Origin of the sequence: Patulibacter americanus DSM 16676 (assembly GCF_000420025.1) — a bacterium.
In the GTDB taxonomy this organism is placed as follows: Bacteria; Actinomycetota; Thermoleophilia; order Solirubrobacterales; family Solirubrobacteraceae; genus Patulibacter; species Patulibacter americanus.
On record NZ_ATUD01000002.1, the window covers coordinates 272,779 to 285,463 of the forward strand.

Below are 12,685 nucleotides of genomic sequence, written 5' to 3' on the forward strand. Positions count from 1 at the left end.
CGGTTTGGCGTCGGGGGTCTGTGCGGCGGTGTCTTCACCGTGGCGCGGGCCGTCACCAGAGACCCAAGCAGAGGAGATCATATGAAGCTTCGTCACTATGCGGTCGGGCTGGCGAGTGCCGCCGCACTCGCGCTCGGCACCGCCGGACCCGCTGCCGCCGGTGGGACCCCGGCGTTCACGTGCTGGGCCAACCAGAGCAACGTCTACCTCTACGGCGACGGCCCCGGCGTCGGGCCCGTGGACTGGATCCTTCACACGGGCGACGCTTTCTACGGGCACTCGACGACCCTGGTGAACGGCGTGTTCTGGTCCTACGGGCACACGAAGAACAACAACAGCGACCTGTGGGTGCGTACCGGTCAGCTCCGCTGCTAGAGGGCGCCGCGTAGTCCAGCGCGACCCCGCCCGTCAGCGCCGCAGGAGCGCCTCCACCGCCGAGACCACCTCCTGCGGCGCCGACTCCGCCATGAAATGCCCGGCGGTCGTGGTCTGGTGGTGCAGGTCGGGCGCCCAGGCGCGCCAGACGCCGGCGGCGTCGTAGCCGAGCGCGGCGCCCCAGTCCTGCTGCAGAACCGTGGTCGGCATCGCGAGTCGCGCCCCGGCGTCGCGGTCGGCCTGGTCGTGGTCGACGTCGACGCCGGCGGATGCGCGGTAGTCGGCGACGATCGACGGGACGGCCCCGCGGCACGCGTCGAGGTAGGCGGCGCGCACGTCCGCCGGCAGGGCGTCGGGCCCGGCGCTCCAGGCGTCGAGGAAGTGGCCGAAGAACGCGTCGGCGCTGGCCGCGATCATCTGCTCCGGGAGCCCGGGCGGCTGGGCCATCAGGTACAGGTGGAACGCGACGGCGGCGCCCGTGCCGCTCAGCACCTCCCAGGTGTCGAGGGTGGGGACGACGTCGAGGCACGCCAGGTGGGAGACCGCCTCGGGGTGGTCGAGTGCGGCGCGGAACGCCACGAGGGCACCGCGGTCGTGGCCGACGAGCGCGAAGCGGTCGTGGCCGAGCTCCCGGGCGAGGGCGACGACGTCGGCGGCCATCGTGCGCTTGGAGTACGTCTCGGGATCGGATGCGTCGGGCTTGTCGCTGTCGCCGTAGCCGCGTAGGTCGGGGCAGATGACGGTGTGCCGGTCGGCGAGCGCGGGGGCGACGTGCCGCCACATCAGATGGGTCTGCGGGAACCCGTGGAGGAGCACGATCGGGGTGCCGGCGCCGCTCACGGCGGCGCGGAGCGTGACGTTCGGGGCGACGCGGAGTCGGTGGTCGGCGAAGCCGGGGATGGTCGGGTGCATCGTTCGGGAGGGCCTTCGTTCGTGGGTGGAGCTGGAGCCTCCCGGGGCCCGATCAGCGATCGATCAGCGCGCGGTACCGTGAGCGGCCAACGGTGCGAGAGGGCGGGCGAACGTGGTGGAGGTGACCTTCGGAGTGCTCGGCCCCGTCGTGGCGCTCCGCGACGGGCAGGCGCTCGCGCTGCGGGGGCGCCGGCACCGCGAGCTGCTGGGCCGCCTGATCGCGGCCCGGGGGCAGGTCGTGACGGTCGCGGGGCTGACGGAGGACCTGTGGGCGGACGCGCCGGCGGGCGCGGCGGGCGCGATCCGCACGTTCGTCGGCGAACTCCGGCGGGTGATCGAGCCCGACCGGGCGCCGCGCGCGCCGGCGGGGGTCCTCGTGACGCACGGCCCGGGCTACGCGCTGCACCTGGACGCCGGGGCGGTAGACGCGTGGCGCTTCGAACGTGCGGTGCAGGCCGCCGCGGCGCTCCCGCCGGACGCGGCGCTCGACGCGCTGGGCGAGGCCCTCGCGCTGTGGCGCGGCGCGGCGTACGCCGACGTCGGCGACGGTTCGTGGGCGCAGGGCGAGCGGGCACGGCTCGAGGAGCTGCGGCTGCTGGCGCGCGAACGCCACGCGGCGGCGGCGCTGGCGCTGGGTCGCACCGGCGAGGCGGTCGCCGACCTGGAGCGCCTGACGGTCGAGCAGCCCTGGCGGGAGGAGGCGTGGCGGCTGCTGGCGCTCGCCCTCTACCGCAGCGGGCGTCAGGGGGACGCGCTGGCCACGCTGCGCCGCGCCCGCTCACTCATGGACGAGGGGCTGGGCGTCGAGCCGGGAGCCGCCCTCCGGCGGCTCGAGGTCGACGTCCTGCGGCAGGCGCAGCACCTCGACCCGCCGGCGGACTCGGCCGTCGGCCGGCTCTGGGCGAGCACCGCGGCGGCCTACGACCGCTCCGTGCCGCCGCGGGTCCGGCTGCGGTCGTCCGTCGACATGCTGCGCGGTCTCGCGGTCGGCGCGGGTGGCCCGGGGCTGCAGGCCGTGCAGGCGGGCCGGCTCGAGGCGGTCGAAGCGGCCGAGGAGCTGGGCGATGCGGAGTTGACCGCGCGGGTCATCGGCGGCTACGACGTGCCCGCGATCTGGCCGCGCGGCGACGACCCCGAGCAGGCGGCGCGGATCGTCCGGGCCGCGGAGCGGGCGCTGATCCGGCTCGACGCCGGCGCCGGCGACGGGCTGCGCGCCCGCTTGCTGGCGACGATCGCGGTCGAGTCGCGGGGCACCGGTGGCCGTCGTCCCGCCGAGGCGGCCGCGGAGGCCGAGCGGATCGCGCGCGGGCTGGGCGACCCGTCGCTCCTCTCCTTCGCGCTCAACGGCGTGCTGATGCAGTCCTTCGGCCGAACCGGGTTGGCGCCGCGGCGGGACGCCCTCGGCGCGGAGCTCATCGAGACCGCCGCGCGCCACGGGCTGACGAGCTTCGAGGTGCTCGGGCACCTCGTCCGCCTGCAGGCCCGCGGGGCCCTCGACGACCCCACGGGTGCCGACGGGCACGCGGCCGCGCTGACGGCGCTGGCGGAGCGGCACGAGGTCCCGCTGATCGCCGTCTTCGTCCGCTGGCACGAGGTGCGGCGCTTGACGCTCGACGCGACCGTTGGGTGGGATGCCGTCGCGGGCGCCTACGCACGGGCCGTCGCCGCGCTCGAGTCGGCGGGGATGCCGGGCATGGCCGGCGGCCTGCCCGCGCTCGTCCGCCTGTGCCTGCGGGTGTGCCGCGGCATGGACGCGCCGGTCGACGCCGACGAGGACTGGGGGCCGTTCGAGCCCTGGGCGCGCCCCTTCGTCCTGCTCGCCGCCGACGACGCCGTCGCGGCGGGGGACGCCGTGCGCGCGGTGCCCGACCCGCCGGCCGACCTGCTGCAGGAGGCGCTCTGGTGCCTCGTCGCCCGCGCCGCGACGCTGCTGAACGACGCCGAGACGGCGGAACGGGCCCGGGTCGCTCTCGAGCCCGCCGCCGCCGAGATCGCGGGGGCGGGCAGCGGCCTGTTCGCGCTCGGTCCGGTGGCGAGCTACCTGGGCCCGGCGGAGCCCTCGTCCTCCCGGTCGCCGTCGCGCTAATCGCCGACCCCGCGTCGGCCTAGTTCGTGGTGACGAGCAGGATCGCCATCCCGATCGCGATCACACCGACCGCCTTCGTGACCCACAACGGCCGGACCTGCCCGACCTCGCCGTCGGCGCCGCGTGGACCCGACCGGTCCTGCGAGCCCCACGTCGCCAGGCCGCCGAGGTCGAGGACGACGGCGAGCCCGAAGAGCACGAGGAGGGCGGCGACGACGTAGGACATGGCGCGAGGCTACTGGCGGGTGCCACGGAGCACCCGGCGGTTGGTGCCGTACGCGACCGGCGGTAGGGTCGGGCGTCATCCGGACCAGCCGCCCCCGGCCGCGAGACATGACCGCACCGCTCTTCCTCTACGAGTTCAGCTCCCCATACGCGTACTTCAGCGCCCACCGCATCAACGGCCTGATGCCGATGCCGGTGCGGTGGCAGCCCATCCTGTTCGGGGCGCTGGCACAGTCCATCGGCAAGGTGCCGTGGTCGCTGCAGCTCGGCGCGGAGCGCGACCGGCGGATGCGCGATTGCGAGGAGCGCGCCGCCGCACTCGGCTTGCCGTTGACGTGGCCGCGCGACTGGCCGCTCGGCACGTACTCCGTCCTGGCGGCGCGGGCGGCGCTGGCCGCCGGCGAGCAGGGCCTGCTGCGGGAGTTCTCGCTCGAGGCGTTCCGTGTGGGGCTCGGGCTCGGCCAGGACCTGACGGACCCGGAGGTGGTGTGGGACGCCGCCCGGGCCGTCGGGGCCGACGTGGACGCGCTGGCGGCGGCGGTCGAGCGGCCCGACCTGAAGGCGGCGCTGCGGGACGCCACCGAGACCGCGGCGCGTCGGGGCGTCACGGGCGTGCCGACCGTCGAGGTCGGCGCGGAGCGGTTCTGGGGCGACGACCGGCTCGAGGACGCGGCGCGCGCGCTCGGGGCATCGGCCGACTGAGCGCGGCACGTCTCCGACGGCGGCACGGGATGCGTCGCGACGGGCAGCGCTCGCGGCCGGGCGTTGGGCGCCATGCCCCGGGCGCCGCGACGCCGAGCCGCCTCGCGTTGAAACACTGCGTCCGTGACCACGCTGCGACAAGGAGCGCTGCTGGCGCTCGCCGTGGCGCTCGTCGTCGCGGGGATCGCGGCGGTGTACGTGAAGACCGAGCTGGCCGAGCCGGAGGCGTTCGCCGACCGCGGCGTCGCCGCGTTGCGGTCCGACGCGGTCCAGACGGTGATCGCCGAGGAGGTCGCCGTCGACGTGCTCGAGCGTCAGGCGCCCGACCTGGTCGCGGCGCGCCCGCTCGTCCTGACCGCGATCGAGGCGGTGCTGCAGACCCGGCAGTTCGAGGACGTGTTCCGCCGCGCCGCGGTCACCGCCCACGGAGTGCTGCTGCGCGGCGACACCGACGTCGCGGTCGAGCTCGCGGCGCTGCGCGAGGTGCTCGTGCCCGCGGTGCGGACCGCATCCCCCGAGCTCGCGCGCAGCCTGCCCCAGGACCTGCGCCCGCAGATCGCCACGATCCGGCGGACGGACGCGGCCTCGGCCGTCACCCGCACCGCCGACCGAATTTCGAACGTCGCGTGGCCCCTGCTGGGCCTGGGCGTGCTGAGCGTCGTCGCGATCGTCGCGCTGGCCCACGACCGGCGGCGCGCCGTCTTCCGCGCCGGGGTCGCCCTCACCGCCGGCGGACTCCTCGGGGCGCTCGCCGTCTCCGCCCTGGGGACGGAGGTCGTGTCCCACGCGCAGGCCGTCGGCGTGATCTCCGACGACGAGGCGCAGCAGGCGGCGCGCGCCACGTTCGACGCGTTCGCCGGCGACCTGCGCAGCGTGCTGCTCGGCGTCGGCGCGCTCGGCGCGCTGCTGTTCGGGAGCGTCGTGATCGCCGACCGCCGCATCGACCGGGCGTGGGTCCTCCGCCGCGCCTCTGCCGTGCTGGGCGACGGATCCCTGCCCGTCGCGGCGCGGGTCGCACGCGGCATGGCGGCTGCGGCGCTGGGCGCGGTCATCCTCTTCGACGCCGGGCTGCTGGCCCGGATCATCATCGCGACCATCGGCGTGGCGATCGTGCTCGCGGGCCTGGCCGAGGTCGTCTCGCCGCTGCGCACCGCCCGCCGGGCGCGCTCCGCGGAGGACCGTCGACGCACGCGGCGCCGAGCGCTGGTCGGGGGCCTCGCCGCCGGCGCGGTCGCCGCGACCGTGGCGGTCGCGATCGTGCTCCCGAACGGCGGGGGCGCGGATCCGCTGAAGCCGGCCGACGTCACGGCCTGCAACGGCCTGCCGGAGCTCTGCGACCGCCGGCTGGACCAGGTCGTCTTCCCGGGCACCCACAACTCGATGTCGGCCGCCGACCGCCCGGGCTGGCTGTTCGCGAACCAGCGCCTGCCGATCCCGCGTCAGCTCGACGACGGCATCCGCCTGCTGATGATCGACCCGCACTACGGCGTGGTGAACCGCGAGGGCCGGATCCGCACCGACCTCGAGGCCGAGGGCACGACCCGCAACCGCGTGGCCGCCGAGCTGGGCACCGATGCGATCGGCGCGGCCGAGCAGCTCGCGGGTCGCCTGGGCCTCGTGCCCTCCGACGGCGAGCGGCGGATCTACCTGTGCCACTCGCTGTGCGAGCTCGGCGCCGAGAGCTTCGGCGGCACGCTGAAGGACATCCGCGGGTTCCTCGAGCGCAACCGCTCCGAGGTGCTGATCGTGATGCTCGAGTCCAGCGTCGACCCGACCGAGATCGAGGAGGCGTTCGACAAGGCAGGCCTCGAGGACTACCTCGCGACCCTCCCGCGCACCGGCCCGATGCCGCGCATGAAGGACCTGATCACCACCGGCCGCCGCCTGATCGTCCTCGACGAGCGCGACGGCGGCGACGAGCCGTGGCACCAGCCGGCGTTCGTCCTCGCGCAGAACACGTCGATCGACAAGTTCACCGACGACCAGGCCTCGTGCGCCCCGGGCCGCGGCACCCCGGACAACCCGTTGCTGATCGCCAACCACTGGATCGACCGGTTCCCGCCGCCGGCCGGGCGGGCCGCCCGCGCGAACGAGGCGGGCGTGCTGCGCAGGCGGGTGAAGAGCTGCGAGGAGCGACTCGGGCGCAAGCCCAACTCGATCGCGGTGGACTTCTACCAGCGGGGGGACCTGCTGAAGGTCGTGCGGGAGCTGAACCGGGACGGGGTCTGAGGGACGATCCGGGGGCCCCTCCGGTGGGCCGCGCTCCCCGCGTCGTCAGCCGCCTCCCGCGTCGTCAGCCGCTTCACGCGTCGTCAGCCGCTTCACGCGTCGTCAGCCGCGCCTCACGCGCCGCCGGCCGCGCCTGCGTCGCCGGGCGCGTAGGTCCCGAACGACCAGACGTTGCCCTCGCGGTCCCGCAGCACGCACTCGCGGCCGCCGTACTCGGGGCCGCGGGGCGCGATGACCGACGTCGCGCCCGCCGCGACGGCGCTGGCGTGGACCGCGTCGACCGCCGCGGCGTCGTCGAGCACCCAGTAGGTCGCACCGGTCCCGGGCGGCTGGCCGACGCGCTCGTCCCGGGACGTGCCCGCCATGATCCAGCCGTCGCCCAGCCGCAGCTCGGCGTGGTCGACGGCCGGCCCGTCGGCGGGGTGCACGGAGGCGAGCTGCAGGCCGAACGCGTCGACCCAGTGCTGGAGCGTGGCCCGCTCGTGGACGCGGAACGTGGGGATGACCTGGGACATGGACCGCAACCTACGGGCGGTCCCGGCCCCCGTCTTGAACGGACGTGACCGTCGAGGGGGCGTCGGCGCGCATCCCGGCGGGCGTCAGCCCCGAGAGCGCCCGCACCTCGCGGGTCAGGTGGGCTTGGTCGCTGTAGCCGCACGACGCCGCGACGGTCGCGAGGTCCATGGCGCTCTGCTGCAGCAGGTGCTTGGCCCGGCCGAAGCGCACGAGGCGCGCGTACGCCTTCGGGCCGACCCCGACCGCCTCGCGGAACCGGCTCGAGAGGTGACGGCGGGAGCAGCCGAGCTCGCGCTGGAGCCGCTCGACGGGCACCTGGCCGCCCGTCGCGTCGATGCGCGCAGCGGCCCACGCGACGTCGGGCCGGGGGACGGGGGCGTCGCGCACGCGACGCCCGATCCAGTCCTGCAGCAGCGCGAAGCGGGCGTCCCACGTCGTCGCGCACGCCAGGCGTTCGACGAGCAACGCGCCGTCCCGCTCGCCGACCAGGTCGCCCAGGCCGACGACCGCGCCCGCCAGTGCGGCCCCGGGCACCCCGAGCACCGCGGCGGTCCCCAGCGGGGTGAGGTCGACCTGCAGCACGTGGACCCGGCCCTCGTGGCGGGAGACGGCGGGGGTGAGCGAGATCCCACCCGCGAACGACGCGCCCATGCGCTTCAGCGGCGCGTCGGGTCCCGTGCCGATCGCCCAGTCGTGCTCGAGCACGAGGATCAGCGCCGTCCCGGGGACGCACGGCTCGGTGTGCTGCTCCGGCGCGCCGATCGACCGGACACCCCAGAGGCGTCCCAGGTGGCCGGCGAGCTCGGGGCGGGGGAGGGCGGTGGCGACGTCGGGTGCCACGGGCCCATCGTCCGGGGTGCGGCGGCGGATGTCCAGGCCCGTCGTCATGGCCGCCTACGGCGCGATGACGTGCAGGCTCGGCAGCAGGTCGGCGTGGCGGGGGCGATCACGCGTGAGGAGCGCACGGTCGGTGAGCGCTGCGTGGGCCGCGATGTAGAAGTCGGGGAGAGGGGCACGCTTGGTCCCGCCGCCGCGGCGATAGCGGAGGAAGCAGCGGCCGGCGAGGAAGGCGGCGTCCCACGGCAGGTCCTCGCGCTCGATGCGGGCCGGCAGGACGTCGTCCAGCTCCTCGATCCGCTCGAATCCCACCGACAGCTCGGCGTAGATCAGCGGGTTGATGATGACCGGACCGGCGTCGAACGCGGCAGCCAGGTGCTTCACCGACCAGGCACTCCACCGTGGGTCGTCGGTGAGGACGTCCAGGAGGACGTTCGAGTCCACCAGCGTCCCGTGGGGCACGCTCAGTCCTCGCCGCGCGTGAGCGCGAGGAGCTCGTCCGTGGTCATCCGCGTGGTGGCGCGCCCGCGCATCCCGGAGACGAGGGCCTCGCCGTCGCCCCCGGTACGGCGGACGAGCCGGGCGCCCTCCGCGTCGACGCGGAAGTCGACCTCGCTGCCCGGCTCGATGCCGAGGCGCCGACGCACCTCGAGCGGGATGGTCACCTGGCCCTTGCTCGTCACGCGCATGGGGTCAGCGTACCGGGTAATACCGGGCGGTACTACTGGGCGCGGGGCCTGGTTCGGCCTCCAACGCCCGGGGTGTTCAGGCCGCCGCCGGCACCCGCCCGAACGCGATGCCCTCGTCCGCGCGGCGGTCGAAGCGGTACGCCGACAGGGCCTCCCAGCGCTCCACGATCTCGGCCTCGCCGGCGCGGATTACGTCGTCGAGCACGACCACGGCGTCGGGGGCGAGGCGCGGCAGGCACACGGGGAGCGCCGGGTAGCGGGCCAGGGCGTCGCCCGGCTCGAAGGCGGGCGGACCGTCGACGATCAGGACCTCGACCGGCGGGCCCTCGAGCACGGCGTCGAGCGCACCCTCCTCGTACCACGGCAGCCCATCGACCCCGTGCAGGTGCGGCGCGAGCGGCGCCATCGTGACCCGCGCGAAGGACGAGAGGTCCTCGGCCGCCAGCATCTCGTTGACCCGGTCGGCCCAGCCGGCGTGGTGCTCGACGGCGTCGAGCGTGCCGCCGCGGTCCTGCTCGCGGAGCAGACGCGCGAGCAGCACGGTGCTCGTGCCCGAGCCGAGCTCGACGATCCGCCGGCGCTGGCCGAGCACGATCTCGTTGCAGATCGACACGAGGCCGGAGGCGCGCATCGCGCCCGAGCTCCACGGCAGGTAGGGGCCGGCCGACAGCAGCGGCCGCAGGATCTCCAGGCCGATCAGGTCGTGCTGGGTCCAGGCGACGGTGCCCTGGTTCTGGGTCATGCGGACACCACGTTCGTTGCGGGGATGGAGGCTTCGCCGAGCGCGGTGGCGCTCGCGAGCTCACGGTAGGAGGCGGCGTAGCCGGCGGCGACGCGGTCGGTCGCGAACCGGCGGGCGTAGGCGCGGGCGCCGACGAGGTCGATCTCGCGGCGGCCGGCGAGCACGTCGTCGATCGCCCGGGCCAGCGCGGCCGGGTCCTCGGGCGGTACGACGATGCCGCGGTCGTTGCCGAGGGTGTGCGGCAGGCCGTCGACGTCGGTGCCGATGACGGGCACCCCGTGGGCCATGCCGAGCACGGCGGTCTGCGACCACGACTCGTCGCGGGAGGGGACGACGAGGACAGAGGCGCCGGCGATCGTGAGGCTGGGGCGTGCCTGCCACCCGCGGAACGTCACCCGGTCGCGCAGCCCGAGCGCGTCGGCCTGCGCCTCGAGCGCGGGACGCATCGCGCCGTCGCCGAGCATCTGCAGCGGCGGGGCGTCGGGCAGCAGGGCGAGCGCGTCGAGCAGGACGTCGGGGCCCTTCTCGGCGTGCAGGCGCCCGGCGAAGACGATTCGCGGCGACGGCAGGGCCGGGTCGGCGGCACCGCCCAGGTCGGGGAGGGGAGAGACGCCCTCGCGCATCCGCCGCGGGTCGAGGCCGGCGGCCAGGATCGCCGCCCGCGCGCCGGGCCCGTGGGCGTAGAAGCGGTCGACGCGCGCCAGGGCGTCGGCCAGGCGGACGCTCGGCGGCCCGGTCGGCCACGTCAGCGCGTTGTGCTCGCTGGCGACAAGCGGCACGCCCGCGGGCACCGCGCCGGCCGCGGCCCACCAGGCCCCGAACATATGCGCGTGCACGGCGCAGGCGCCCTGCAGGCGCGGGGCGAGCCAGCGCCGGAAGCCCTCGTCGGCGCGCCACTGCAGATCGCCCGCCGCGCCGTAGACGTCGACCTCGACACCCATCCGCGCGGCGAGCGCCAGGCCGTCGTCGGACGCCCAACCGACCAGGACGCGTGAACGCACGCCGAGGTCGTCCAGGCCGCGGACGACCCGCAGGGCGGAGAGCTGCGCGCCGCCGGGCTCGAGCTTGGCGAGCACGCGGACGACGAGCTCGGAGGGGCCGGAGGAGCCGGAGGAGCGGTCGGCGGGGCCGACCGGGCCGGCCGGCCGGGACGAACGCTCGGCGGGCCCGGTGCCGTTGCGGACGGTGCGGCCAGGACGGCGGGCGGGGAGGTCGACGACGGTCGCGCCGTCGCGGCCCGCAGCGCGCGTGGTCGCGCTGTCGCGGGCTGCCGAGCGGGTCGCCGTGGACGGGCCGGACGCCGTGTCTCGATCCAGGGTGGAGGACCGCACGGAATCACGACGTCGAGGCACGAGAGCGACGCTACGCCGATCGTGCGGCCGTCCTGTGTCTTTTCGGGACTCGTGGGTTTGGGGTCTTGGGGCAACGGGCATCTACGCTGGCCGGCCTGCAGGGCAGGCCGACGCGCAGACCGGGCCCGTCCTCAGAGGACCCGGTTGACCGCGTCCGGGTGCGCGGCCGCGGCGGGCTTGTCCGCCCGCAGCAGGGCCTGCGCGCAGCGGCGAACCCAGGTCGCCACGTCCCCGGCGCCCAGGTCGTCCAGGTCGGAGGGCAGCTCAACCGCCTCTCCCACCGTCTTGTTGTGCTCCGCCAGCCAACGGACGAGGTAGCGGTCGAGCTGCGCCTGGACCTGCCCGTCCGTCGCCTCGCCCGCCAGACCGCGGGGCGCGCTCGTGTCCCAGGCGGCCGGGACGGCGTCCCCGCCCTCCGAACCGTCCTCGTTGCGCACCGGCCGGTGGTCGGGCACGACGTACTCGCGCGAGGGCGCGTCGCCGCCGGTCGAGCCCTCGTCGTACCAGTTGTCGCCGCCGCGGGGCTCGGGTCCGTCGCCGGGGCGGAACACGCCCTTGACCGGCGCGGGCGCCTTCGGCCCGGAGCTCTCGCCGAACGTCGCCTTGATCTCGGCGGGCGTCATGTCGCCCTTCGCCACCTGCCCGGCCAGGTCGATCGCCTGCTTGCTGGTGATCGTGCCCTTGTCGGTCTGCCGGCGCAGCAGGTCGGCGATCGTCAGCGACAGGTCGCCGTCGGCCACCCGCGCCTGCACCTCGTCGGGCAGCTCGAGCAGCTTGAGGTGCCGGCGCACCCACGTGGGGGAGAGGCCGATGGAGCGGGCGACCTGGGCGGCGCTCGCCCCATCGCGGCGCTTCATCAACAGCCGCAGCCCGCGAGCGGCCTGCATCGGCTCGAGCTGCACCCGCTGCACGTTCTCGAGCAGCTGGATCTCGAACGCCTCGTCCTCGTCGATGTCGACGATCTCGTCGACCGGCGTCATCTCCCACCCAAGGGCTTGAATCGCCGCGTGCCGCCGGTGGCCGGCGACGAGCAGGAACTCCCCGTCGCCGCCGGGCTTGCGGCGGACGAGCGGCGGGGTGAGCAGCCCACGCTGGCGGATGGACAGCGCGAGATCGTGGATCTCGGGCAGGTCCGGCCGGATGTTGCGATCGGCGGCGATCTTGTCGACGCTCACGACCTGCCGGACGTGGTCCTTCTTCGCCGTGTCGTACTCCGGCTCGGCGGCCAGTTCGGCCGCGAGGCGCTCGCGCTCCTTCTCCGCCCGCTCGGCGTTGAGCTGCGCGACCGCCTCCTCACCGCTCTGGAAATCGTCAACCGACATGGGGCACCGTCCTGGTCATCGACGGGGCACCTTAGAGCGGTGGGGGGGCGGAGGGGCGGGCCCGCTCAGCCCGAAGCCGGCACCCGGCCGAAACGCGATGTCCTCGTGGGCCCGGCGGTCGAAGTAGAACGCCGACAGCGCCTCCCAGCGGTCCACGATGTCGGCCTCGCCGGCGCAGATCACGTCGTCGAGGACGACCACTGAGTCGGGTGCGAGCTTCGGCAGGTACGCCGGCGGCGCGGGGTAGCGCGCGAGGGCGTCGCCCGGCTCGAACGCGGGCGGACCGTTGAAGATCAGGGCCTTGACCGGCGTGCCTTCGAGCACGTCGGCGAGCGCGCCCTGGGCGTACCCCGGCAGGCCGTCACGGCCGTGCGGGTGCGAGGCGAGCGGGACGAGGGTCTCGCGGGCGGAGGACGCGAGGTGCTCGTCCGCCAGCATCTCGTTGACCCGGTCCCTCCAGCCCGCGTGGTGCTCGACGGCATCGAGCGCGCAGCCACGTCCCTGCTCCCGGAGCGGGTGCGCGAGCAGCACGGTGCTCGTGCCCGAGCCCAGCTCGACGACCCGACGGCGTCCGCCGAGGACAGTCTCTTCGCAAACCGACACGAGCCCGAGAGGCGGGTAAGGCTCCGGAGATCTACCGCAGGTAGCCCCGGCCGAGAGCAGCGGCCCCAGGATCTCGATCCCGATCAAGTCGTGCT

Annotated in this window: 14 protein-coding genes; 4 read left to right on the forward strand and 10 right to left on the reverse strand. The window is 75.4% G+C overall.

Annotated elements, in window-relative coordinates:
• Positions 1–81 precede the first annotated feature (81 nt).
• Positions 82–375 carry a hypothetical protein gene (locus F593_RS0105525; protein ID WP_022927759.1) on the forward strand — a complete coding sequence of 98 codons (294 nt, stop codon included), beginning with the start codon at positions 82–84 and terminating at the stop codon, positions 373–375.
• 33 nt (positions 376–408) lie between these two features.
• Here F593_RS0105525 and F593_RS0105530 read toward each other — a convergent pair whose 3' ends face one another.
• Positions 409–1,287, reverse strand: coding sequence for an alpha/beta fold hydrolase (locus tag F593_RS0105530; RefSeq protein WP_022927760.1), 879 nt, complete (start codon positions 1,285–1,287; stop codon positions 409–411).
• Between the two features lie 115 nt (positions 1,288–1,402).
• Between F593_RS0105530 and F593_RS0105535 the strand changes: the two genes are divergently transcribed.
• Entirely contained in the window at positions 1,403–3,373 is a 1,971-nt protein-coding gene (locus F593_RS0105535; RefSeq protein WP_028721461.1) for a BTAD domain-containing putative transcriptional regulator, read from the forward strand.
• 19 nt (positions 3,374–3,392) lie between these two features.
• Here F593_RS0105535 and F593_RS0105540 read toward each other — a convergent pair whose 3' ends face one another.
• A complete protein-coding gene (locus tag F593_RS0105540) occupies positions 3,393–3,599 on the reverse strand; it encodes a hypothetical protein (protein ID WP_022927762.1) in 207 nt (68 codons plus the stop codon).
• A gap of 107 nt (positions 3,600–3,706) precedes the next feature.
• On the opposite strand from F593_RS0105540, the gene F593_RS0105545 reads away from it, so the two are divergent.
• Together F593_RS0105545 and F593_RS0105550 are read left to right on the forward strand one after the other, a co-directional pair.
• Positions 3,707–4,300: a DsbA family protein gene (locus F593_RS0105545; RefSeq protein WP_022927763.1), complete on the forward strand. Its 594-nt coding sequence runs from the start codon at positions 3,707–3,709 to the stop codon at positions 4,298–4,300.
• Positions 4,301–4,423: 123 nt separating this feature from the next.
• Entirely contained in the window at positions 4,424–6,529 is a 2,106-nt protein-coding gene (locus F593_RS0105550; protein WP_022927764.1) for a phosphoinositide-specific phospholipase C-related protein, read from the forward strand.
• Positions 6,530–6,642: 113 nt separating this feature from the next.
• Here the strand turns inward: F593_RS0105550 and F593_RS0105555 are convergent, their stop codons facing one another.
• The 8 genes from F593_RS0105555 to F593_RS0105590 all read right to left on the reverse strand — a co-directional run bounded on the left by F593_RS0105555 (position 6,643) and on the right by F593_RS0105590 (position 12,590).
• A complete protein-coding gene (locus F593_RS0105555) occupies positions 6,643–7,044 on the reverse strand; it encodes a VOC family protein (protein WP_022927765.1) in 402 nt (133 codons plus the stop codon).
• A gap of 10 nt (positions 7,045–7,054) precedes the next feature.
• Entirely contained in the window at positions 7,055–7,885 is an 831-nt protein-coding gene (locus tag F593_RS22700; RefSeq protein ID WP_157251595.1) for a helix-turn-helix domain-containing protein, read from the reverse strand.
• Positions 7,886–7,939: 54 nt separating this feature from the next.
• Positions 7,940–8,344: a type II toxin-antitoxin system VapC family toxin gene (locus F593_RS0105565; protein ID WP_022927767.1), complete on the reverse strand. Its 405-nt coding sequence runs from the start codon at positions 8,342–8,344 to the stop codon at positions 7,940–7,942.
• 2 nt (positions 8,345–8,346) lie between these two features.
• Complete coding sequence (locus tag F593_RS0105570; RefSeq protein WP_022927768.1) at positions 8,347–8,571, reverse strand: AbrB/MazE/SpoVT family DNA-binding domain-containing protein; 225 nt, start codon at positions 8,569–8,571, stop codon at positions 8,347–8,349.
• Between the two features lie 76 nt (positions 8,572–8,647).
• Positions 8,648–9,313: a class I SAM-dependent methyltransferase gene (locus tag F593_RS0105575; protein ID WP_022927769.1), complete on the reverse strand. Its 666-nt coding sequence runs from the start codon at positions 9,311–9,313 to the stop codon at positions 8,648–8,650.
• Entirely contained in the window at positions 9,310–10,665 is a 1,356-nt protein-coding gene (locus tag F593_RS27835) for a glycosyltransferase family 4 protein (RefSeq protein ID WP_169449153.1), read from the reverse strand. The genes F593_RS0105575 and F593_RS27835 overlap by 4 nt, the downstream gene beginning before the upstream one ends.
• Positions 10,666–10,796: 131 nt before the next feature.
• On the reverse strand, positions 10,797–11,987 hold the full coding sequence (locus tag F593_RS27840) for a ParB/RepB/Spo0J family partition protein (RefSeq protein ID WP_022927771.1): 1,191 nt from the start codon (positions 11,985–11,987) through the stop codon (positions 10,797–10,799).
• A gap of 15 nt (positions 11,988–12,002) precedes the next feature.
• Positions 12,003–12,590 (reverse strand): class I SAM-dependent methyltransferase, encoded by a 588-nt coding sequence (locus F593_RS0105590; protein ID WP_022927772.1) that lies wholly within the window; start codon positions 12,588–12,590, stop codon positions 12,003–12,005.
• Positions 12,591–12,685: the final 95 nt, after the last annotated feature.

What these genes read in the sequence shown, in the direction of transcription:
- F593_RS0105525 (WP_022927759.1), top strand. Translation starts at nt 82, where the DNA reads ATGAAGCTTCGTCACTATGCGGTCGGGCTGGCGAGTGCCGCCGCACTC.
- F593_RS0105530 (WP_022927760.1), bottom strand. Translation starts at nt 1,287, where the DNA reads ATGCACCCGACCATCCCCGGCTTCGCCGACCACCGACTCCGCGTCGCC.
- F593_RS0105540 (WP_022927762.1), bottom strand. Translation starts at nt 3,599, where the DNA reads ATGTCCTACGTCGTCGCCGCCCTCCTCGTGCTCTTCGGGCTCGCCGTC.
- F593_RS0105545 (WP_022927763.1), top strand. Translation starts at nt 3,707, where the DNA reads ATGACCGCACCGCTCTTCCTCTACGAGTTCAGCTCCCCATACGCGTAC.
- F593_RS0105555 (WP_022927765.1), bottom strand. Translation starts at nt 7,044, where the DNA reads ATGTCCCAGGTCATCCCCACGTTCCGCGTCCACGAGCGGGCCACGCTC.
- F593_RS0105570 (WP_022927768.1), bottom strand. Translation starts at nt 8,571, where the DNA reads ATGCGCGTGACGAGCAAGGGCCAGGTGACCATCCCGCTCGAGGTGCGT.
- F593_RS0105575 (WP_022927769.1), bottom strand. Translation starts at nt 9,313, where the DNA reads ATGACCCAGAACCAGGGCACCGTCGCCTGGACCCAGCACGACCTGATC.
- F593_RS27840 (WP_022927771.1), bottom strand. Translation starts at nt 11,987, where the DNA reads ATGTCGGTTGACGATTTCCAGAGCGGTGAGGAGGCGGTCGCGCAGCTC.